Below are 20,300 nucleotides of genomic sequence, written 5' to 3' on the forward strand. Positions count from 1 at the left end.
CCGACATGAAACGTCTCCTGATCCCTCTCGTCCTGCTGCTCCTCGGCCTGGGGGGCGGCGTCGGCGCTGGCCTGATGCTCGCGCCGGCCCCCGTCGAGGAGCCGACCGCCGAGCTGGCCAACCCTTGCGGCGTCCCCCCCGGAGGAGAGGCCGTCGTGCCGGGCGAGGAGGAGCACGCCATCGCTGAAGGGGAGCACGCGGAGGGCGAGCCGGCCGAGGACGGCGAGGCGGCGACCGGCGAGGATGGGCTGCCCACCCACGACTACGTCAAGCTCAACAACCAGTTCGTGGTGCCGCTGCTGAACGAGGGGCGGGTCGAGGCGCTGGTGCTGATGTCGCTGTCGCTCGAGGTGCCGCCCGGCAAGCAGGAGACGACGCTGGCGCTCGAGCCCAAGCTGCGGGACGCCTTCCTGCAGGTTCTCTTCGACCATGCCAACACCGGGGGCTTCGACGGCCTCTACACCGCCTCCTCGGCCATGAGGGGGCTGCGCTCGGCGCTTGTCCGAGGGGCGCAGGACGCCGTTGGCGAGCTCGTTACCGATGTGCTGATCTTGGACCTGGTGCGTCAGGACAAGTGAGGACGGCCCGACCCTGGGCTTTCATCCTCCGGGATCGGGCGGCTTCACGGGCCGGATCGCGGCGGCCCTGAGCTTCGCGTTGGCCTGCCACTTGCCGTCTTGGGCTCGCGAGCGGCGGGTCGCGGCTGCCAGGACCGGGCGAGCAGCCGCGCGCCTCACGGGCGGCTCCGACGCAAGGCGCGGGTTCAGGAGTTCCGTTCCTCGAACCTGAGACGGCGGGCGGCCCTGTCGCGACGGACGTCCTCTGCCAAGGTCTCTATGGCCGTGCGGCGGCCGAAGGCGCGGGCGAGATCGTCGCGGGCGACCTCGATCCGGGCGCGCAGGCGGGCGAGCTCCGCGCCGAGAGCGGCGGACCGGCCCTCGATCCATCCTTCCCAGCGCAGGTCCGCCCCGGCGCGAAGCGCGACGTCGGTGGCCAGAGCCTCGGCGGCACGGGCCCGGCGGGCCGAATCCAGCGCGCCGATCTGGCGACGCAGTTCCGTCTCCTCCTGGCGCAGCCGCGCGAGCCGCGCCTCGGCGGCGTCGCAGGCCATCGCCGCGACCCCGGCCAGGGCGGTCAGGTCCTTCGCCGTCATCGGCTGCCCTCCTGGGCCTTGGCGCGCAGCCGTTCGGCGAATCGGATCGCCGCGGCGACGGCCCGCCATTCGGGGCGCGCGACCTCCTGGCCAATCTCGACGCTGGCGTAGATGGCGCGCGCCGTGGGCGGATCGCGCCGGATCGGAACGCCGGCGGCCATCGCCCGCTCGCGGATGCGGGCGGCCATCTCGTCCACGCCCTTGGCGACGCAGACCGGCGCGCCGCCCCGGGCGCGGTCCCATTTCAGCGCGACGGCGTAGTGGGTCGGGTTGACGACGACGACCGACGCCTCGGGCACGTCGTTCAGCATCCGGTTCATGGCGATGCTCATGCCCCTCTGGCGGCGCTGCTGCTTGACATGGGGGTCGCCCTCGCTGTCCTTGGTCTCCTCGGTCATCTCCTGGCGGCTCATCATCAGCCGCTTCTGGAAGGACAGCCGTTGCCAGAGCAGGTCGCCGATGCCCAGGACGACGGCGACAGCCGCGACCTTGCCAAGCAGAGCCAGGGCGATCTCGAACATGAGCAGCACCGCCTGCGGCGGCGCTTCGCGCACCGTGCCGACCAGCCGGGGCGTGGCCTCGACCAGCCCCAGGCCCAGCACCGTCCCGTAAAGGGCCACCTTGATAAGTCCCTTGGCGAACTCCACGAGGCCGTGGAGCCCGAACTTCTGCCCGGCCACGGCCAGGGGCGAGATGCGGGACAGCTTGGGCGCGAGCCGGTCGGGCGCGACCACCAGCCCCTGCTGCGCGAGGAGGCACAGGAGCGAGGCCCCCGCCGGCAGGACGAACCAGGGCCAGAACGCGCTCACGGCCTGGCCCAGCGCCGCCGCCCAGATCGGGTGCGGGCTGCCCGCGAAGGCCTGCGCGGCCAGCGGATCGGCCTGCGCCAGGAACGTCCCGAGCGTGGCGCCCATCGCAAGGAGCGATCCGGCGCCGAAGGCCGACACCGCCAGGACGAAGCCTCCGTAGGCCGCGGCGGTCACGAGGTCGTTGGACTGGGGGATCTCGCCGCGCTTGCGCGCCTCGTCGAGCCGTCGTTGCGTGGGTTCGAAACTCTTTTCGCTCTCGTCCCCGCCCTCGGCGCTCATGGGGAGCCCCCGAAGGGATCGCCCATGAAGGCGCCGAAGGCCTCGGCCCAGACGGCCAGCATGACCGGCGCGGCGACGAGAAAGAGGAGCAGGCCCCCCGCCGTCAGAGCGGGCGCGCCGATGAAGGTGATAGACAGTTGCGGCATCGCCCGGTTGATGACACCCATCGCGACGTTGTAGAGCAGCGCCGCCGTCACGAAGGGCGCGGCCAGCGAGAAGGCGAGCGCGAAGCTGCGCCCGACCTCCCCGAGGCCGGCCTCGAGCAGCATCCCGGGATCGAGCGCCGCGCCGGCCGGGACCAGCTCGTAGCTCTGGACCATGTAGGCGGCCACCTGCACGTGCAGCCCCAGGATCGCGGCCAACGCGAGGCCGCCGATCACCAGGAGGTGAGTCATGGCCGGCGACGGCTCGCCCCCCGGGCCGGAGCCGAAGAGCTGGGACAGCGAGGTGGACTGCGCGGCCATGGCCCCGGCCGTCTGCAGCGCCAGCACGAAGAGCCGCAGCATGAGCCCGAAGGCGAGGCCTATGGCCGCCTCGCCCAGCACGAGGAGGAGGAGCCGGGCCGGCGAGCCGGCGGATGGCAGGGTGGCGGCCTGGGTCGGCAGCACGACCAGCGTGAAGGCGAGTCCGAGGCCTAGCCGGACGCGCATGGGGATCGTCGCCTCGCCGAACAGGGGCACGGCGGCGAGCATGGCCCCGACCCGCAGGAAGACCACGAAGGCCTGCCAGAGGCCCGCCCGCGTCCACCCCAGCAGCGGGCCCAGCGTATCGAGCAGCTCCGGGCTCATGCCGGGACGAGCCCCACCAAGGCGGGGCGCGCGTCGATTCCGATCTCCTCGAAGGACAGGACCGGGTTGGTGATGCCCTTGGCGGCCAGCACCGTTCGCAGAAAGCGCCGCCGCCGCGTCGATGTGACCAGCGCCGGGAAGGTCCCGTGCTCGGCCGCCTGCGCCACCTTCTCCGCCACGGCACCGGCCAGCCGGTTGAACTCCTCCGGCGGCAGGGCCACGTCGGAGGGGCCCCGGTCGGCGCCGATCTGATAGGTGCTGAAGATCTCCTCCCATTCCGGCGCGAGCTGCACGAGGGGGATGGTCCCGTCCGCGCGCCGGAGCTCGGCCACGAGCTGGAAGCCAAGGCGCTGGCGCACGTGCTCTGCGATGGCCTCGGCGGTGCCCATCGAGGGGCGAGCCTCGGCCACCGCCTCGAGGATCAGGGGCAGGTTGCGGATCGAGACCCGCTCCTCCAGCAGGAGGCGCAGAACGGACAGGAGCAGGTCCACCGGCACCCGGTCGGGGATGAGCTCGTCCAGCATCTTGCGGTTGGCCTCGGCCCGTGCGGGATCGGACAGGTTCACCATCTCGTCGAGAAGGCGCCGCAGGGCCTTGAGCGTCATCAGCCGGGCGAAGTTGCGCTTGATGATCTCGAGCAGATGGGTGGCCAGCACCTCGGCGGGCCAGACCGTGGTCAGCCCGGCCAAGGCCGCCGCCTCCTGCTCGCCCTGCCCGATCCAGCGGGCCGGGGCTCCATATACGGGCTCCTTGACGTCCTGGCCGTCGAGGTCCGGGGCATCGAAGCCCGACAGCAACGCGAGGACGCGCCCGGGCTGGAGCACGTCCTTGGCCTGCTCCACCCCTTGGACCTTCACGCGGTAGGTGCCGGCGGGCAGCGCCGCGTTGTCGGTGAGCCGGATCTCGGGCAGCAGAACCCCGAAGGCGGTGGCCACGTGGTTCCGCATGTTGGCGATCCGCACGTCGAGTCCCGTCGCCGGGTCGAGGACCATGTCCACGAGGTCGGGCGCGAACTCCACGTGGATATCGTCCAGATCCAGCAGGTCGCCCATGGACGCCTTGGGCGCCGGAGCGGCCGAGGCTCCGGCCTCGCCCTTGGGCGTGGTCTCGGCGGGCCGGCGGAACTGCCGCCAAGCCACGCCGCCCAGGATGAGGGTCCCGGCCATGAACGGCAGGAACGGCATCCCCGGCACGACGGCGAAGACGCCCATCACGGCCGCCACGGTGGCGATGGCGGCGGGGTGCTGGCCGAGCTGGCCCATGATGGCGGCGTCGGTGGTCTGCGTGGAGCCGCCGCGTGCCAGGAGGAGCGCCGTGCCAACGGCGATGATGACGGCCGGGATCTGGCTCACCAGCCCGTCGCCCACCGTCAGGATCGCATAGGTCTCCAGGGCACTGCCGATCGGCATCCCGTGGACGAAGACGCCCATGGCGAGCCCCACGAGCAGGTTGAGCGCCGTGATGAGCAGCCCTGCCACCGCGTCGCCCTTGACGAACTTGGACGCGCCGTCGAGCGAGCCGAAGAAGGTGGTCTCCTGCGCCTCGCGCTCGCGTCGGGCGCGGGCCTCGGCGTGGGTGATGGCGCCGGCGGCGAGGTCGGCGTCGATGGCGAGCTGCTTGCCCGGCATGGCGTCCAGGGCGAAGCGCGCGCCCACCTCGGCCATCCGGGCCGCACCCTTGTTGATGACGACGAAGTTGACGATCAGCAGCACGAGGAAGACCACGATCCCCAGCAGGACCTGCCCCCCCATCACGAACATCGCGAAGCCCTCGATCACGTGGCCGGCCGCGTCGGTGCCGGTGTGGCCCTGTCCGATGATGAGCTTGGTGGAGGACACGTTGAGCGACAGCCGCAGCATCAGCGACGCGAGCAGGATCGACGGGAAGGCCGAGAAGTCCAGCGGACGCTCGATGAACAGGGTCACCGTGAAGATCAGGATGGCGAGCGCGAAGGACATCGCGAGGCCCACGTCCAGCACCCAGGCCGGCATGGGCAGGACCATCATGATGATGACCGCCATGAGCCCGAGCGCGAGAAGGATGCGCGGCTGGAACAGGGAGGAGAACGTGATCGTGGGCATGTCTCAACCGTCTCCGAGCGGGACGAGGGAGCCCAGGCGCAGCGCCCCGCCCGCCGGCTTGAGGAGCGGGAAGGTGTTCACGCGCGGCGCGCCCAGCCCCTTGCCCTCGGCCAGCAGCGTGCCTTGGGCGGCGAACGGCCCCGCGAGTTCGCCGCCATCGACGCCGGCGGCCTGGGCCACCGCGAGGTTCTCATCGAACAGCGCCCTGTATTTCGCAGCAAGGTCGGGCGTGCGGGAATGGAAGGCCCCCGCCGCCTCGGACCAGCCGCCCTTTTCCTCGGCCAGCGTCCTGAGGAAGCTCGCCGCGTAGGTGGCGTTCGCCAACGGGTCGAACATCTGGTCGATGGACACGAAGTTTTCGTGGTGCCACAGCCAGTTGATCTGGAAGCAGCCGACGTCGAAGCTTTCCGCGCCGCTGGCGTGACGGGCCTGCGCGAAGGCCAGCGCCTCGTCCCGAGTGGCGAACCAGTGCCCCTCGCCCTCCATGTTGACGGTCCAGGGCCATGGACGCCGCGTCCCGTCCCGACCACGTCCGGTCTCGGTCAGTGTGACGGCGATCAGCACGGACAGGGGGACGCCGGACAACCGGCTTGCGTCCTGCGCGGCTAGGAGGCAGAGGTCCGAATCGTCCGCCCGCGCCGAGCCGGCGAGACCCAGCGCAAGGAGCGCGCCCAGGAGGATCGCCGATGGCCGCCCGATGGAGGCGACAGCGCTGGCCCGGCACGTGGCTCCTGAACCGCGTCCGCCTCGGGCCGGGCCGCTCCCCTCTCCCGCAAGCCGGCGCGAGCGGCGGGCGATGGACCAAAAGGGCGTGGGGCCAAGAGGTCGAGGGACGTCCGGCAGGTCGGAGGCGGCGTCGGGCGGCGAGTCGGTCATGGCTGGCGGCTTTCTGCTGCTCTCCCCAAGTATCGGCCAAAGAGATTGAGAATTCCCTAACCCCCCTTCCTCAGGGGGAAGGAGACGGCCCGAGCAGCGCCAGTGCCCGGTCCCGCGAGGCCTGCGCCTGCTCGAGGAGGATCCGGCCCTGCGTCAGGCTGATGGTGGCTTGACCGTCGGACGTGGTGCCGGGCGGCGGGGTGATCGCACTGGCGGGGAGGCTGGGGATGGCGGGATCGCTCGCCATCGGGATGAGCGTCGTCACGGTAGCCGAGGAGGAATCAGCGGCCGCGGCAGATTCGAGGCTGGCGTTCGACGTCGGGCCGACCGCCGGCTGGACGGGCAGGAGTGCCGGGGGCAGCCCTGCATCGGACTGGAGATTCGCCGCTTGCGGCTCGGGCCTGGGAGGCGCGCGATCCTCGGAGGGAACGTCCAGCGTCCGCGACCCAGCGGTGGGCGGCAGGAGGGTCGGCAGGCCCGGGGCAGCGCTGCGCGATCCGGGCGTCGCGAGGAGGGGGTCCGGCGGCAGCAGGGTCGGCAGCCGGCTCGGGCCCGCGGCGGGGTCGGCCGGGATCGGTTCGGCGTAAGCGGCCGCATCCTTCGACGTGTCGAGGCCGCCGAGCCGACGCGCCTCGTCCGGGAAGCCGAGCGCCTCCAGGCGATTCGCGACGGCCCCGACGGCCGGAGGCGGCAGGTCCGCCGGGAGCCGGGCCAGGGCGAGCTCCAGGAACGGCCCGTCCTCCAGACCGTCCGTCAGCGCCAGGACCGCGGCCGCCAATCCGGTCTCCAGGTCGGGGCCGGGGTGCACGCGCCGTTCCTGAAGGAGCAGCGACAGGGCCTCGTCGAACCGCGTGGCGGCGGTCAGGGCCCGCGCCTCGGCAAGGAGGAGGGCGCGGCCGTCCTCGCCCCCATGCTCGAACCGCAACGACCGGGCCAGCTCCAGGTCGTCCTCGGACAGGGCGCGCCCTTCCCGGATCGACAGGTCGATCAGGTCCACCATTCCCGCCGGCGTCATGCGGGGATCGGTCTCGGCCAGCTCCCGAAGCTCCGCCAGGGCCGGCTCGGGGCCCTCGGTCTCCTTCAGGATGGTGGCCTGGGTCAACTGGGCATCTGTCGGCAGGTCCTCGGCATCGGCCATGTCGGCCACGGCCTGCGCCTCGTGGGGGGCGCCGTCCGTGAGGAAGAGATCGGCCAGCCGGGGGGCCAGGAGCGCGCGCGCCGGGTCCGGCAGGGCCCGCAGCGCGACGGTCATGGCCGTCCGCTCCCGCTCGTCGGTGGCGTCGATCGAGCCGCGCGACAGGGCGCGCCAGAGAGCGACGGGACCGGTGCAGCCTGCCTGGTCCTCCAGCACGTCCGCCGGGGCGGGCTCGCCGTCGATCAGGCGGGCCAGGAAGGTCAGGAGATCCCGCTCGCGGGAGGAGACCCCGTCGAGGCCGAGCGTCTGGCGGGCCTCGCGGCCGAAGCCGAAGACGAGATAGGCCCGCGCCAGGTCCTCGATGGCCTCGGGATCGAAGCGCTCCCGCTCGTCGCTGATCCGCGCCAGGCGCGGGGGGATCTCCGCCTCGAACTCGACGCCGTCGGTCCAGGCGGCGAGATCGAAGGTCTCGTCCGGCAGGCAGGCGGTGCCCCTGGAGCCCAGCGCGGCGCGGCGCGTGGGCCGGTCCGTCGCCGTGCGGAAGGCGATCCCGGGGCCGGCATCCGCGGCCGGGCGCGGGAAGTCCTGGGGCGGTCCGGGCTCCAGCACGCGGGCGCTCGGCTCGGGCATCGGCGGGCCGGCGGGCGGGACCGGCTCGGGCAGGTCCGCCGTCGGAGCGAGGTCGAGGAAGCCTTGCGACGCGGCGTCGGCGAAGCTTTCGAGGATCGCCTCCTCGGATTCGGCGACGCGCTCCATGGTGGCGACGGCCTCGGGGTCCGGGGCCGCCTCGGCGGGCGGGGGCGGCGGGGCGAGCAGCGTCGCCCCGCCCCGCCCTTCGGCGACGAGCGGAATGAGGCCCGGCCCGGCGGCCGGGGCCGAGGGCGCGCCCGGGCGCAGGGGTCCGGGGCCGTCGATCACGTCGAGGACCAGCCCCACCCCGCGCAGCGCCTGCGTCTGGACGTGGCAATCGCAGTCCACCGTCAGGCCGAGCCGCCCGAGGCCCCTGGCATCGAGGGCCCGGACGCGGGTGCGGGGGATCTTGTCGAAGGCGCGCGACAGGTCGTAGCTCGCCCCGGGCGGCATCCGCAGCTCGAAGCCGCCGGGCACGGGGACCAAGGTCCAGATGGCGCCGTCCGGCACTCCGACGACGAGGCGGGTGTATTCGGCGTGCTCCCCCCCCCGGATCGGCACCGTCTCGGCCAGGGCGGGACCGGCGGCCAGCAGCAGCGCGGACAGGGCCAGCGATCTCATGCGGCCTCCTTGGTGGCCTTCAGGGCTTCCTCGAGCTCCGCGAAGGAGGGGCGGTTGTGGCCGGGGGTCGCCTGCCGCCCGACCTCGATGCAGATGTTGGGCGCGTGGGCGTGGAGGTTCGCCACGAGCACCTGCCGGATGAGCTGGTGGAAGTGCGCGTCCTCCTCCAGCACGGTCTTGAGCTTGGTGGCGAAGGGGCCGACGAAGCCGTAGGCGAGGAACACGCCCAGGAACGTCCCCACGAGGGCGCCGCCGATCATGTGGCCCAGCACCTCGGGCGGCTGGTCGATCGCCGCCATCGTCTTGATGACGCCCAGCACCGCCGCGACGATCCCCAGCGCCGGCAGGCCGTCCGCCACCGACTGGAGCGCGTGGGTCGAATGCATCGCGTGGTGCTGCGCGGCCTCCATCCGGGTGTCGAGGATCTCCTCCACCTGGTGGGGGTCGTCGTAGTTCATGCTGCCGGCGCGCAGGGTGTCGCAGATCAGCGCCACCGCCTCCTTGTCGGCGAGGATGCGGGGATACTTGCCGAAGAGCGCCGATTCCTGCGGCTTCTCGATGTGCTCCTCCAGCGCGATGGGGTTGGAGCGGCTGATCCGGATCAGCGCGAAGAGCAGGCACAGGAGGTCGCGGTAGTCCTCGTGCTTCCAGCGGGGGCCCTTGAAGACCTTGCCCACGTCCTTGAGCGTGTGCTTGATCGAGGCCCCGTTGTTGGAGATCACGAAGGCGCCCACGGCCGCGCCGCCGATCATCATCATCTCGAAGGGCAGCGAGCCCAGGATGATGCCGATCTTGCCCCCGGCCAGCGTGTAGCCGCCGAACACCATCACGAAGATGATGACGATTCCGACGATTCCGATCATGCCAGCCTCCTTTCCTGTCCGTGACCCCCCGAGTCTCCCACGAAAAGGTTAAGAAACCGGGAACGCGCGCGCCTAATCCGTCGGCGCGCGCGCGTTGCGCCCCGCGAGGACGGCGCTGATGGCGTAGGCGGCCGCCGGTTCGAGGTTGGTCATCACGGCGGCGGCCGATTCGGGGTTCATCAGGCCCACGAACCCGGCCGCGAAGTCCGGGTCCATCGCCGCGAAGAGCGCGGCGGCGTCGGCGGGCTTCATCGCCTCGTAGACCTTGGACAGCCGCGCGAGGTCGTCCCGCGCGGCGGTCTCGGCCAGCGCCAGGGTGGCGGACAGGCGGGCCTCGGCCTCCTGGAGCGTGGCGATCTGGGCCTGGAGCTCGGCCCGGGCGAGGTCGATCTCGCGCAGCCGGGCCTCGACCTCGGCCTCGCGGGCGGCGATCCGCTCCTCCCGCGCGCGGAAGGCGGCGAGAAGCTCGTCCGGGGCCTCGGCGGGGGAGGAGGGGGCCTCGGCGGGGGCCGTCCCCTCGCTGGCCAGGACCTCGCCCGCGCCGGGGCCCAGCCGGACCAGCGCCGACAGGAACAGCATCCCAGCCACGACGGGAAGCACGCGGCGCGGCGCGCGGCGGCGCGCGGGGGCCTGCGACGCGCGCCGGGTCATGACGTCCCTCCCGCCGGGGCGGCGCCGCGGACGAAGACGGGGCCGATCGGGGCGCGGGCCTGCTCCTCAGCCGGCGGCGGCAGGTCGTGCAGCGAGGCCATCAGCAGCTCCAGCCGCTGGCCCGCGGCCTCGGCGCGGTCGGTGGCCTGCGCGAGGCTGGACACCGAGTCCCTGGCGGCCGATTCGGCCCGTCGCAGGGTCTTGGACAGGTCATCGACCTGCGCCGACAGGACGGCCACGGCGCCGCCGACCCCCCTTTCGAGATCGGTGAAGCGGCGCAGGCGCCGCGACAGCACGAGGCAGTAGACCCCCGCGCCGATCGCCCCCGCGGCGAGGAGGATGTCGCTCAGCTCGGCCAGGATCTCCATGTCGCGCACCTCGTCCGAATCAGTTGATCACGAATTCCATCACCAGGAGGTCGCGCACGCGGTCCCCCCCGGCGACGACCTGAACCCGCCGCAGCATCTGCGCGCGGATGCGGAGAAGGGCGGTCGGGTCCTCCACCTCCCGGGGCTCCAGCGCCCGCAGGTAGCCGTTGAGCACGTCCACCACGCGCGGCGACAGGGTCGTCACCTCCTCCACGTGCTCGGGCGCGACCTCGAGCTGGCCGGAGAATCGCAGGAAGCGCCGCCCGTCGCCGCCCGGAAGGTTCACGACCAGCGGCGGCAGGGCCACGAAGGCGGCGGGCGCCAGCTCGGGGAGCTGGGCCTCCTCCAGCGCCTCGGGCGCGGGCTCCTCCTCAGCATGGGAGCCCAGGAGGCCCATCTTGACGGCCATGAAGCCGCCCGCGCCGCCCAGGACCGCGAGCACGACCCCGAGGATCAGCGGCAGCTTGGACTTCTTGGGCTTCTCCTCGGCGGGGAGGTCGGTGGCGGCGGCTTCGGTCATGCGGGTTCTCCGGTCGGGGGCTTGGCCCTCCATAAACCGGCAGGAGCTAACCAATTCTTAATCCGAATCCCGCATGGTCGTGGCGTGGGGCAGAAGCCCCGGCCTTGGCAGGGAGGATCCCTCTTGGAAAGCGTGGTTTCGGTCTGGGGCAAGCTCGACGCGCGTCGCCGCCTCGTGGTGGTGGGCGCCACCCTGGCGATGTTCGCGGCCGTTCTTTTCCTGGCCCGGGGCCCCGGGCCGGGCACGATGGCCCTTCTCTACGCGGGGCTCGATCCGGCCGCCGCCGGCGAGGTCGTGGCCGCCCTGGAGGCGCGCGGCACCCCCTACGAGGTGCGGGGCGACGCCATCTGGGTGCCCGAATCGGCCCGCGACCAGGAGCGGATGACGCTGGCGTCGGAGGGACTGCCGGCAACGTCGGGGCAGGGCTACGAGCTGCTCGATTCGCTGTCGGGCTTCGGCACGACCTCGCAGATGTTCGACGCCGCCTACTGGCGCGCGAAGGAGGGCGAGCTGGCGCGGACCATCCTGGCGGTGCCGTCGATCCGCGGCGCCCGCGTCCACATCTCGGCGGGCGCGAGCCGGCCCTTCCGCCGCGAGGACGCGCCCACGGCCGCCGTCACCGTCACCACGCGGAGCGGCGCGCTGGGCCCCGACCAGGCCGACGCCCTGCGCCATCTGGTGGCCGCCGCGGTGCCGGGCCTCGACCCGGCGGACGTGGCGGTGATCGACGCGGAGCGGGGACTCGTGGCCGGGCGCACGGACGCCCAGGCCCCCGACACCCGCGCCGAGGAGCTGGCGCAGCGCGCCCAGCGGCTGCTGGAGGCGCGGGTCGGCGCGGGCAACGCCGTCGTGGAGGTCTCGATCGACGCGGTGACCGAGAGCGAGCGAATCACCGAGCGGAGCCTCGATCCCGAGGGACGGGTCGTGATCTCGACCGACGCCCAGGAGGGCAAGTCGAGCGGCGAAGGCGGCGGCAGCGTCACGGTCGCCTCGAACCTGCCCGACGGCGAGGCGCAGGGCGGCGGGCCGACGTCGTCCGAGGAAAGCTCGCACACCGTCACCAACTACGACGTGTCCGAGACTTCGCGCGAGGTGGTGCGGGCGCCCGGCGCGGTGCGGCGGCTGACGGTGGCGGTGCTGGTGAACGACGTGCCCGCCACCGACGCGGAGGGGGTGGTGACCTTCAGCCCCCGCCCCGCCGAGGAGCTGGCCGCGCTGGGCGAGCTCGTGTCCTCGGCCGTCGGGGTGGACGCGGAGCGGGGCGACGTGCTGACCGTGAAGTCGATGCCCTTCGAGCCGCTGGCGACCGAGGGCAGCGAGGCCGCGCCCGCCGAGGGGCGGCCTTTCGACCTGATGTCGCTGCTGCGGCCCGTGCTGCTGGCGCTGGTGGCGATCGTGCTGGGGCTCTTCGTCGTGCGGCCGCTGCTGCGGTCGGGCGCGCAGGCGAACATGGTCCCGCTGCCCCCCGCCCTGCCGCCGTTCGAGGGGATCGGGTTGCCGATGACCGCGCCGATGCTGGCGGGGGACTTCGGCGGGTTCGGCGGGGGCCCGGGCGAGGTGGCGGACGCGGAGATCGTCGATCCGGCCGCCCGCCTCCGCCGCCTGATCGAGGAGCGGCAGGACGAGACGGCGCAGATCCTCCAGTCCTGGATCGACGAGGTCCCGGGCGCGGGCCGGGCGCAGGAGACGGCGTGACATGGGCCTGATGCTCGAATCCTTCGACGCCGCCCCGCCCGAGCCGGTCCCCGAGGAACCCGCCGGCCCCTCGGCCGAGTGGCGGGAGGGCTTTGCCGCCGGCCATGCGGAGGGCCTGTCGCAGGGCCGCGCCGAGGCCGAGGCCGAATCGGCCCACCTGTCGGCCGAGCTCGCGCGGGGGTTGCAGGACATGGCCTTCGGCTATGCCGAGGCGAGGGGGCAGGTCCTGGCCGCGCTGCGCCCGCTGGTCGAGCTGCTGATCGAGCGGCTGCTGCCGCAGCTCGCCGCCGAGGCGCTGGGGCCCTGGATCGCCCAGGCGGTGCTCGACGCGGCGCGGGCCGACAGCGCCGCGCCCCTCGTCGTGGACCTGCACCCGGATCGCATCGAGGCGGTGCGGGCCTGCCTGCCGCCCGGGATGCCGGCGACGCTGCGCCCCGACCCCGCGCTGGGGCCGAACGCGGCACGGCTCTCCACCCTTCACCGCGAGAGCGACCTCGACATCGACGCCTGCCTGGGCGCGATCCGCGAGGCGCTGTCGGCCCTCATCGACACCAGCCCAGGATTGCTTCGCCATGGATGACCCGACCCTCGCCGCCCCGGTCCTCGGGGCCGACCACCCCCTTCGCGCCCTCCCCGTCGAGATCACCATCTCGGTCGGCCGCGCCCGGCCGCTGGTGCGCGATCTCCTCGCCCTCGGGCCGGGGGCGGTGCTGCCACTGGACCGCCGCATCGACGACCCGGTGGAGCTCTACATCGGCGAGCGGCTCATCGCCCGGGGCGAGCTCCAGGAGCTGGAGGGGGGCGAAGGCGGGCAACTGGCCGTGCGCCTGACCGAGGTGGCGCATCCCCGGGGCGACCTCGCATGACCCCGCCGCGCTATCCGGCCGGGGCCGGCGCCGGCCGGATCGCCGCGCTCCTGGACCGGACGGGCCCTGGCTGGAGGGTCGGGCCAGGCCTCCTGGTCGCCCTTCTCGCCTTGGCCGGGCCGGCCGGGGCGCAGGAGCTGAACCTGGACCTCGGCGGCGACGGCTCGCTCGCCACGCGGTCGATCCAGCTCATCGCGCTGGTGACGGTGCTGAGCCTGGTGCCGGGCCTCGCCATCATGGTGACCTGCTTCCCGTTCATCGTGACGGTCCTGTCGATCCTGCGGCAGGCGCTGGGCCTCCAGCAGGCGCCGCCCAACATGCTGATCGTCACTCTGGCGCTGTTCCTGACCTGGTTCATCATGCAGCCGGTGTTCGACCAGGCCTGGGCGACGGGCGTCCGGCCGTTCCTGGACGGCAGCCTGCCCCTGGAGCCAGCGTTCCTGACCGCGCTGCAACCCTTTCGCGTCTTCATGGCGGGGCGGGTGGCGGCGGACACCTACGACGCGCTCGCCGCGCTGCGCCCCGCCTACGACCCGGCGACCGCGCCGGTCGATGCGCCGCTGTCCGTCCTCGTCCCCTCGTTCCTCCTGAGCGAGATCACCCGCGCCTTCCAGATCGGGTTCCTGATCTACCTGCCGTTCCTGATCATCGACCTGGTCGTGGCGGCGGTGCTGATGTCGATGGGCATGATGATGGTGCCGCCCGCGATCGTCGCCCTGCCCTTCAAGCTCGCCTTCTTCGTCGTCGCGAACGGTTGGACCCTGATCGCCGGCAGCCTGGTCCGCAGCTACGGCTAAGGCCCGGACAGAGGGCCGGGGTTCCTCTTGGAGCGGCCCGACGCAAGCTGTCCGGAACACGGGATCCAGAGGGCGCCAGGGGACTCGGTCGCGTCGAGGCCGGGCGGGGCACCGCCGAATCCCTGGAGGCGCGTTGGACACCGCATCGCCTAGGACGGCCCCGGAACTGCGGGACCCAGACGCCCTCGCGCGGGATGCCATCGATGCGGCCCACCCAGGGACGGTCCGGGTGGAGGGGCTCCGAGGCCAGGGACGGCGCGACGCGCGAGGTCGGCGGGACACGCATCGACGCCTGGGTGACGGCCGACCGGCACGACGGCAGCACGCGGCGCGGCGCGCGGCGCGATCGACCGTGCCGGAGACATCTCGGGCTCCCCGCCTTCCAAGGCCGGCGATGCCGCATCCGTTCCGTGCGGTCCCCCAGTCCGGCTCGGGGCGGAGATCGGCAAGGACGGGCCGGCGCGATGTGGCGCTGGAGCCTTGGCGGCAACGCTTCCGTCCGCTGTCGATCCTCCAACAGCGGCCCGCCGATCTGCGCGAAGCCTCCAAGGCCCTCGGATCGCCCGCGCCTGCCGCAGCCAGATCGGACGAGCCTGTTGGGTGTCGTGAGCCTCGGCTCGGGCGGCTTGGGACCGCCCTCTGTCCCCCTCACGGAAGGATTCCGAAATGCGATGCACGACAGATCGAGGTCGCGCGACCGCTTCGTGGCTGGAGCCGGCTCCGGGCGATCCGCGCCTCACGCCGACAAGGGCGGTTCCGCTGGCCGGGGGGATGGGCAGGCTGCGGCTCGAACGTTGTTCCAGCAGCCTCGGGCCTCCCCCGACAGGGCACGGCGGCTCGCCCTCGTCCTGCCTCTCGATGACCGCCGCTTGCGCCCGTAGGATGTCGGGTGCAACCTCGCGCGGCCCTAGTCGGGCTGGTCCGTTTCGCCGCCTGCTTCCGCGTCGCCGTCCTGTCGCCGAACCGCCCGAGCGTCCCTCCAGTTCACCGGTCCGGGACCGTGGTCATGTGAGGCCAAGGCGGCTCCTTCGGCCCGCAGCCGATGAACGCGGCCCTCTGCCCTTCGCTCTCAGGCCGGACGTGGCGACAGGCGGCCACGCCGAGCAGGAACCCAGGCGCAGGCAGGGGCCTGCTGGACGCCGCCCGCCTCCAGGCTGGCCCTCGTCGGTGTCGCGGCGTCGGCCGCTCGCCCCGAGGTGGCCCGGGCGCCGGAGCCGGGCCCCGAAGGGCCGGATCCCCCTCGCGACTATCGCACCAGGAACTCGGCCTGAAGCGCGCCGGCGGCTTTGATGCTCTTCAGGATGTCGATCATGTCCAGGGGCGCGACCCCCAGGGCGTTCAGGCCGGCCACGACCTCGGAGAGCGAAACGCCACCCCCCGTCTCGGCCAGCCGTCCCGGCTCCTGCGTGATCGAGGCCTCGCTGCGCGGGACGACCACGGTGTCGCCTGGCGTGAACGGGTTCGGCTGCACGGCCAGCGGCGCCTCCTCGATCCGCAGGGTCAGGTTGCCCTGGCTGACGGCCACGCGGGACACGCGGACATCCTCGCCCATGACGATGGTGCCCGAGCGCTGGTCCACCACCACGCGGGCGCGGATCTCGGGCTCGACGAGGATGTTCTCGAGCCGCGCCAGCGCGTGGGCGGCCGAGGCCTCGCCCGTGGCGACGATGTCCAGCGACACCGTGCCCGCGTCCTGCATGAGGGCGACCGCGCGGCCGAAGTCCTGGTTCACCGCGTTCTCGATCCGGGCCGCCGTGGTGAAGTCGGGGTTGCGGAGCGCGAGCCGCAGCGTGCCCAGCGTCGAGAAGTCGAAATCGACCTCCCGCTCCACGGTGGCGCCGGAGGGGATGGTGCCGGCCGTCGGCACGCCCTGGGTGACCGAGGCCGCCTCGCCCCGGGCCGAGATGCCGCCGGCGATGATCGTGCCCTGGGCGACCGCGTAGATCTCCCCGTCGGCGGCGTTGAGCGGCGTCATCACCAGCGTCCCGCCAAGGAGCGAATCGGCGTCGCCGATGGCCGAGACGGTCACGTCGATGCTGCTGCCGGCGCGCGCGAAGGGCGGGAGCTTGGCGGTGACGAGGACGGCGGCGACGTTGCGCGGGCGGAACTGCTCGCCCGTGATGTTGACCCCCAGCCGTTCGAGGATGTTGGCCATCATCTCCTCGGTGAAGGGGGAGTTGCGGAGGCCGTCGCCGGTGCCGTTCAGCCCGACCACGAGGCCGTAGCCCAGGAGGTCGTTCGACCGCATCCCGTCGAACTCGACGAGATCCTTGAGGCGGATGGGCATTGCCGGGGCGGCCCCGGCGAGGCCGCAGAGGAGGAGCGCGAGGAGGGTCCGGGCGATCACCGCAGGTAGCTCATCAGGCTGAGGGAGGAGAGGCGCTGCGTCATCTCGTAATGGGTCTCGAGCTGGGTCTGGAGCGCCTCGACCTCGGAGGCGGTCCCGTAGGGATCGACCTCGGCCAGCTCGTTGCGCAGGATCTGCCAGGCCGAGGCCTTGGCGGCGTGGCGCGCGATGGCCTGATCGACGCGGGACTGGCCCAGGCCGATGCCGGCCCGCAGCTCGGTCAGCGGGGAGGACAGGGACAGGAGCGCGTCGCGCGATCCCTCGATCAGGGCGCCCGCCTCCTCGTCCGGCAGGTCGAGCGTGACGTCGGCGGCCAGGGCCCCCAGGGCGGCGGCCCTGAGCAGGCCCCGCAGGGTCGGATCGTCGGCGCGCACCCCGATCCGGACCCTGGTGTCCGCGTCGATGTCGCGGCGCGCGTCGGCGTCGCTGCCCTGGTAGGCCGCGCCGAAGCCGTCCCCGGTGCCGGCGAACCAGTCGTCGAGCCCGGCCTCGACCCCGGCCGCCGTGGTCACCCCGGCCATGGTCGCCAGGATGTCCGCCATCATCGCGTCGGCGCTGGCCAGGGCGGTGCCGCCCGTGGCCGTGCCGGCGAAGAGGCCGTCGTCGCCGAGCTGGGTGTTCAGGGCGGAGACGATGGTCGCGAAGGCCGAGCGGGCCGAGGCGGAGGCGGTGCCGAGATTGCCGCCGGCGGTGGCGGTGACGAGATCCGAGAAGAGGCCGGAGCGGGCCGTCTCCACCCGTTCGAGGGCCTCGTCCACGAGGCCGAGACGGGTGGCGGCCTCCTTGGCGGCGGAGCCGTAGGCCTTGGCCAGGGCCACGCGCCGGTCGAGGTCGGCCAGGGGCGCGGTGTCGCCCTTGCGATGGGCCACCATGTCGCTGGCCACGCCGGTGGACAGCTCCTGCGAGCGGGCCGCCAGGCGGGTGCGGATCTCCGTGTTCTGGCGCAGTCCGAGGAGGAGCTGCGCGCGATCGCCAAGTCCCGTGACGCTCATCTCAGATCTCCAGGATGGTCTGCATCATGTTGTCGAGGGCCGAGATGACCCGCGCGTTGGCGGCGTAGGCCTTCTCGATCTGGAGGAGCATCTGCGCCTCCTGGTCGCTGTCCACGCCGCCCGCGAGCTCGGAGGAGCGCAGGGTGGACCAGCGGGCGCTGGAATAGGTCTCCTTCTGCTCGGCCGAGAGCCGCCTCGCGCCGATGTCGGACACGAACTCGGCCGCGAGGGCGGCGGAGGAGCCCGGGCTGCCGCCGGAGGTCAGCGGCCGCGATTCGGCCAGGGCGTCGATCCAGCGGCCGATCTGGGTGGAATCGCCAGGATCGGCCGGGGTGGAGGCGCCCAGGCCGTCCCGCAGGAGGGTCGGGTCGCCGGCCGCCGCCGTGTTCACGGCGAGGCGGCGGGCGAGGCCCGAGGTGGTCGTGGCCGAGGCGGGGCCCTGCGCGTCGGTGAGGAGGCCCGCGTCGGACGCGCCCAGCGTGGGATCGGCGTCGGCGAAGCGGTCGAGGAGGTCGCGGGCGAGCAGGTCCAGCGTGTCGGCCACGGCGGGAAGCGTCTCGTCGCGCAGGACGAAGGCGGCGCCGAGCGAGCCGCCGGACAGGGCGCCCACGCCGTCGTCGCCGCCGACCGGCTTGCCGTTCAGGGTAAGGCCCTGGAGGTTGTCGGGATAGGCCATCGCGCCGGTGATGGTGGGCGAGGCGACGAAGCCGACCGTGGCCGCGCGGGAGCCGTCGAGGAGCGTGGCGCCCTGCGGCGTGATGAGGGCGATGGCGCCGCCCGTCCGCTCCATCTGGCGGATGGGGACCATGGTCGCCACCTTGTCGAGGAGGACCCCCTGCTGGTCGAGCAGGCCCGCCGCATCGACGCCGATGGCCCTGGCCCGGACGATATCCACGTTGAGCTGCGCGAGGCCCTGGAGCGCGGCGTTCAGGTCGCCGACCTGGGTGGCGATGGAGGCATCCGCCTCCTCGCGCCGCTGCTGGACGGTCGCCGCGCCCTGGTTGAGGGTGGAGGCCATGGACCCGAGGCTGTCCATGACCTGCGACAGCCGCGTGTCGGAGGACGGGTCGGCCGAGGCCGAGACCAGGGCCTCCTCGACCGCCTGGATTCGGGCGGCGAGGCTGGTGCCGGCGTCGGTCGAGCCGAGGTCGTCCTCGAGGCCCCGCAGCGCCCCCGCGAGGGCGGCGTCGCCGGCGAGGGTGCCCTCGGCGCTGCGGCGTTCGGCCAGGAGGGCGGTGTTGACGTGGCGGGCGATGCCGTCCACGCGGACGCCCATGCCGCGCCCGCCCACCGACAGGGAGGACAGCTCCACCGAGCGGCGCGCATACCCTTCGGTGAGGGCGTTGGCGAGGTTGGACGCCACCACCTCGGACATCCGGGAGGCGGCCCCGAGGCCGGACAGGGCGTTGCCGAAGGCGGTGCTGAGGCTCATGGGACGGACCCCTTTCGGTCAGGTTCAGCGCTTGAGGTTGGTGGTTTCCTGGAGCATCTCGTCCACGGTCTGGATGATCTTGGCGTTCGAGGAATAGGCCCGCTGGGTGCGGATGAGCTGGGTCAGCTCCTCGGCGACATCGACGGACGATTCCTCGCGCGCGTAGCCCTGGATCTCCCCCGTGGGGCCGGAGCCCGCGTCCCAGAGGATGAAGGCGCCCGAGGCCTCGGACGGGGCGTAGGTCTGGCTGGAGAGCGCGGTCAGGCCGTTGGGGTTGGGCACGTCCACCACGGGGATCTGGAACAGGCGGCGGGTGTCGCCGTCGCCGTAGGTGGCGACGACGTAGCCGCTGGCGTCCACCTCCACCCCCGTCATGCTGGAAGCGGCGGCGCCGTCCTTGGTCGTGTTGCCGGGCGAGAAGTCGTCGGCGAACTGGGTGAAGCGCCCGGCCTCGCCCGGCTGGCCGACGTTGATCTCGATGGGGCCGCTGGCCGTGGTGACGGTGAGCGCGCCGGTGGCCGCGTCGTAGGCCCCGCCCACGGTGCCGACGCGGGCGACGGTCGCGATGCGGCCGTTGTTCACGCTCGTGTCGGTGAAGGTCATCGCGTAGGTGCCGACCACCGCGTCGCCCTGGGCGCTGTCGGTGACCGTCATGGTCCAGGCGTTGGAGCGCGCCGTGCCGGTGGCGGGCACCGTCGGCGTGAAGGTGAAGGCGAGCGTCTGCGCGCCGCCCAGGTTGTCGTAATAGGTGGCGGACATGGTTTTGGTGGCGCCGTCGGCCTCGGGCAGCGTCTCGTCGGCGGGCAGGTTGGCCGAGATCGACATCTCCGTGGTGGGGGAGCCCTGGATCTGGTTGGCCTGGATCCGCACGGGGACCAGGGAGGCCGAGGTCGTGCGGGGGAAGGCGGGCGTGACGCCATCGTCGGCCACCGGCACGCCGAGCAGGACATGGCCCGTGGCGGTCGTCAGGTAGCCGTTGGCGTCCGGCTTGAAGGAGCCGGTCGTCGTCATCAGGAAGGGCAGGTCCGTGCTGCCGGCCCGGACATCGGTGATGCTGGTCACGGGGAGCATCCCGCGCCCGGTGATCGCCAGGTCGGTCGAGTTGCTGGTCGTGGTCAGCGCCCCCTGCGCGGCGACGTTGCGGAGGGCGGTCGCCCGCACCCCGCCGGCGGTGTAGGAGGACCACTGGTTGCCGCCGATCACCATGGCCGCGAAGTCGGTCGTCGCCCGCTTGTAGCCGGTGGTCGAGGAGTTGGCGATGTTGTCCGAGATGGTGGAGATGCTCATGGACTGGGCCGCGAGCCCGGCCACGCCGGCGTTCATGGAAGACGAGATCGACATGCGAGGGCCCTTGTGCAGCTTCGGTTCCCCCGAGTCGTATCATGTCGGCCCTAACA

19 protein-coding genes are annotated in these 20,300 nt (G+C 72.9%); 5 read left to right on the forward strand and 14 right to left on the reverse strand.

Translation table 11 applies throughout. The features are described 5' to 3' along the window. Window positions 1–5 precede the first annotated feature (5 nt). Window positions 6–578, forward strand: a complete 573-nt coding sequence (locus tag J2Z33_RS04525; RefSeq protein ID WP_209838367.1) for a flagellar basal body-associated FliL family protein — start codon at window positions 6–8, stop codon at window positions 576–578. 185 nt (window positions 579–763) lie between these two features. On the opposite strand, the gene J2Z33_RS04530 is transcribed toward J2Z33_RS04525, so the two are convergent. From J2Z33_RS04530 to J2Z33_RS04575, 10 genes are all read right to left on the reverse strand, one after another. Continuing rightward, the gene (locus tag J2Z33_RS04530; protein WP_209838368.1) at window positions 764–1,153 is read right to left on the reverse strand and encodes a hypothetical protein; all 390 of its coding nucleotides are present in this window, start codon (window positions 1,151–1,153) and stop codon (window positions 764–766) included. Further along, window positions 1,150–2,241 carry an EscU/YscU/HrcU family type III secretion system export apparatus switch protein gene (locus tag J2Z33_RS04535; protein WP_209838370.1) on the reverse strand — a complete coding sequence of 364 codons (1,092 nt, stop codon included), beginning with the start codon at window positions 2,239–2,241 and terminating at the stop codon, window positions 1,150–1,152. Before J2Z33_RS04535 ends, J2Z33_RS04530 begins: the two co-directional genes overlap by 4 nt. Then, complete coding sequence (locus J2Z33_RS04540) at window positions 2,238–3,029, reverse strand: flagellar biosynthetic protein FliR (RefSeq protein WP_209838372.1); 792 nt, start codon at window positions 3,027–3,029, stop codon at window positions 2,238–2,240. The genes J2Z33_RS04535 and J2Z33_RS04540 overlap by 4 nt, the downstream gene beginning before the upstream one ends. Beyond that, entirely contained in the window at window positions 3,026–5,110 is a 2,085-nt protein-coding gene (gene flhA, locus J2Z33_RS04545; RefSeq protein WP_209838374.1) for a flagellar biosynthesis protein FlhA, read from the reverse strand. Before flhA ends, J2Z33_RS04540 begins: the two co-directional genes overlap by 4 nt. 3 nt (window positions 5,111–5,113) lie before the next feature. Further along, window positions 5,114–5,695, reverse strand: coding sequence for a lysozyme family protein (locus tag J2Z33_RS04550; protein WP_245218567.1), 582 nt, complete (start codon window positions 5,693–5,695; stop codon window positions 5,114–5,116). Window positions 5,696–6,056: 361 nt separating this feature from the next. Further along, the gene (locus J2Z33_RS04555; protein WP_209838375.1) at window positions 6,057–8,372 is read right to left on the reverse strand and encodes a hypothetical protein; all 2,316 of its coding nucleotides are present in this window, start codon (window positions 8,370–8,372) and stop codon (window positions 6,057–6,059) included. Further along, window positions 8,369–9,235: a flagellar motor stator protein MotA gene (gene motA / locus J2Z33_RS04560; protein ID WP_209838377.1), complete on the reverse strand. Its 867-nt coding sequence runs from the start codon at window positions 9,233–9,235 to the stop codon at window positions 8,369–8,371. The genes J2Z33_RS04555 and motA overlap by 4 nt, the downstream gene beginning before the upstream one ends. Window positions 9,236–9,307: 72 nt before the next feature. Further along, window positions 9,308–9,886, reverse strand: a complete 579-nt coding sequence (locus J2Z33_RS04565; protein WP_209838379.1) for a MotE family protein — start codon at window positions 9,884–9,886, stop codon at window positions 9,308–9,310. Further along, complete coding sequence (locus J2Z33_RS04570; RefSeq protein WP_209838381.1) at window positions 9,883–10,254, reverse strand: hypothetical protein; 372 nt, start codon at window positions 10,252–10,254, stop codon at window positions 9,883–9,885. The genes J2Z33_RS04565 and J2Z33_RS04570 overlap by 4 nt, the downstream gene beginning before the upstream one ends. 19 nt (window positions 10,255–10,273) lie before the next feature. Further along, a complete protein-coding gene (locus J2Z33_RS04575) occupies window positions 10,274–10,774 on the reverse strand; it encodes a flagellar basal body-associated FliL family protein (protein WP_209838383.1) in 501 nt (166 codons plus the stop codon). A gap of 123 nt (window positions 10,775–10,897) precedes the next feature. Here J2Z33_RS04575 and fliF point away from each other — a divergent pair, with 123 nt between their 5' ends. From fliF to fliP, 4 genes are read left to right on the forward strand one after another with little or no spacing between them, the layout of a single operon-like run. After that, complete coding sequence (fliF, locus tag J2Z33_RS04580) at window positions 10,898–12,469, forward strand: flagellar basal-body MS-ring/collar protein FliF (protein WP_209838384.1); 1,572 nt, start codon at window positions 10,898–10,900, stop codon at window positions 12,467–12,469. 1 nt (window position 12,470) lies between these two features. Then, a complete protein-coding gene (locus tag J2Z33_RS04585) occupies window positions 12,471–13,049 on the forward strand; it encodes a FliH/SctL family protein (protein WP_209838385.1) in 579 nt (192 codons plus the stop codon). Further along, entirely contained in the window at window positions 13,042–13,335 is a 294-nt protein-coding gene (locus tag J2Z33_RS04590; protein ID WP_209838386.1) for a FliM/FliN family flagellar motor switch protein, read from the forward strand. The genes J2Z33_RS04585 and J2Z33_RS04590 overlap by 8 nt, the downstream gene beginning before the upstream one ends. Then, the gene (gene fliP / locus J2Z33_RS04595) at window positions 13,332–14,132 is read left to right on the forward strand and encodes a flagellar type III secretion system pore protein FliP (RefSeq protein WP_209838387.1); all 801 of its coding nucleotides are present in this window, start codon (window positions 13,332–13,334) and stop codon (window positions 14,130–14,132) included. Before J2Z33_RS04590 ends, fliP begins: the two co-directional genes overlap by 4 nt. 1,246 nt (window positions 14,133–15,378) lie before the next feature. Here the strand turns inward: fliP and J2Z33_RS04600 are convergent. Genes J2Z33_RS04600 through J2Z33_RS04615 form a run of 4 tightly spaced genes read right to left on the reverse strand, consistent with a single transcriptional unit; the run spans window position 15,379 to window position 20,244 of the window. After that, a complete protein-coding gene (locus J2Z33_RS04600; RefSeq protein WP_245218584.1) occupies window positions 15,379–16,419 on the reverse strand; it encodes a flagellar basal body P-ring protein FlgI in 1,041 nt (346 codons plus the stop codon). 56 nt (window positions 16,420–16,475) lie between these two features. Continuing rightward, entirely contained in the window at window positions 16,476–17,471 is a 996-nt protein-coding gene (locus tag J2Z33_RS04605) for a flagellin (RefSeq protein WP_209838388.1), read from the reverse strand. Between the two features lies 1 nt (window position 17,472). Beyond that, on the reverse strand, window positions 17,473–18,903 hold the full coding sequence (gene flgK, locus J2Z33_RS04610) for a flagellar hook-associated protein FlgK (protein ID WP_209838390.1): 1,431 nt from the start codon (window positions 18,901–18,903) through the stop codon (window positions 17,473–17,475). Window positions 18,904–18,927: 24 nt separating this feature from the next. After that, window positions 18,928–20,244 (reverse strand): flagellar hook protein FlgE, encoded by a 1,317-nt coding sequence (locus J2Z33_RS04615; RefSeq protein WP_209838392.1) that lies wholly within the window; start codon window positions 20,242–20,244, stop codon window positions 18,928–18,930. Window positions 20,245–20,300 lie beyond the last annotated feature (56 nt).

The sequence above is a fragment of the Rubellimicrobium aerolatum genome (assembly GCF_017872975.1).
GTDB lineage: Bacteria > Pseudomonadota > Alphaproteobacteria > Rhodobacterales > Rhodobacteraceae > Rubellimicrobium > Rubellimicrobium aerolatum.

What these genes read in the sequence shown, in the direction of transcription:
- J2Z33_RS04605 (WP_209838388.1), bottom strand. Translation starts at nt 17,471, where the DNA reads ATGAGCGTCACGGGACTTGGCGATCGCGCGCAGCTCCTCCTCGGACTG.
- fliP (WP_209838387.1), top strand. Translation starts at nt 13,332, where the DNA reads ATGACCCCGCCGCGCTATCCGGCCGGGGCCGGCGCCGGCCGGATCGCC.
- J2Z33_RS04570 (WP_209838381.1), bottom strand. Translation starts at nt 10,254, where the DNA reads ATGGAGATCCTGGCCGAGCTGAGCGACATCCTCCTCGCCGCGGGGGCG.
- flgK (WP_209838390.1), bottom strand. Translation starts at nt 18,903, where the DNA reads ATGAGCCTCAGCACCGCCTTCGGCAACGCCCTGTCCGGCCTCGGGGCC.
- J2Z33_RS04585 (WP_209838385.1), top strand. Translation starts at nt 12,471, where the DNA reads ATGGGCCTGATGCTCGAATCCTTCGACGCCGCCCCGCCCGAGCCGGTC.
- J2Z33_RS04555 (WP_209838375.1), bottom strand. Translation starts at nt 8,372, where the DNA reads ATGAGATCGCTGGCCCTGTCCGCGCTGCTGCTGGCCGCCGGTCCCGCC.
- J2Z33_RS04530 (WP_209838368.1), bottom strand. Translation starts at nt 1,153, where the DNA reads ATGACGGCGAAGGACCTGACCGCCCTGGCCGGGGTCGCGGCGATGGCC.
- motA (WP_209838377.1), bottom strand. Translation starts at nt 9,235, where the DNA reads ATGATCGGAATCGTCGGAATCGTCATCATCTTCGTGATGGTGTTCGGC.
- J2Z33_RS04535 (WP_209838370.1), bottom strand. Translation starts at nt 2,241, where the DNA reads ATGAGCGCCGAGGGCGGGGACGAGAGCGAAAAGAGTTTCGAACCCACG.
- J2Z33_RS04565 (WP_209838379.1), bottom strand. Translation starts at nt 9,886, where the DNA reads ATGACCCGGCGCGCGTCGCAGGCCCCCGCGCGCCGCCGCGCGCCGCGC.
- J2Z33_RS04590 (WP_209838386.1), top strand. Translation starts at nt 13,042, where the DNA reads ATGGATGACCCGACCCTCGCCGCCCCGGTCCTCGGGGCCGACCACCCC.
- J2Z33_RS04600 (WP_245218584.1), bottom strand. Translation starts at nt 16,419, where the DNA reads ATGCCCATCCGCCTCAAGGATCTCGTCGAGTTCGACGGGATGCGGTCG.
- J2Z33_RS04525 (WP_209838367.1), top strand. Translation starts at nt 6, where the DNA reads ATGAAACGTCTCCTGATCCCTCTCGTCCTGCTGCTCCTCGGCCTGGGG.
- J2Z33_RS04615 (WP_209838392.1), bottom strand. Translation starts at nt 20,244, where the DNA reads ATGTCGATCTCGTCTTCCATGAACGCCGGCGTGGCCGGGCTCGCGGCC.
- flhA (WP_209838374.1), bottom strand. Translation starts at nt 5,110, where the DNA reads ATGCCCACGATCACGTTCTCCTCCCTGTTCCAGCCGCGCATCCTTCTC.
- J2Z33_RS04540 (WP_209838372.1), bottom strand. Translation starts at nt 3,029, where the DNA reads ATGAGCCCGGAGCTGCTCGATACGCTGGGCCCGCTGCTGGGGTGGACG.
- J2Z33_RS04575 (WP_209838383.1), bottom strand. Translation starts at nt 10,774, where the DNA reads ATGACCGAAGCCGCCGCCACCGACCTCCCCGCCGAGGAGAAGCCCAAG.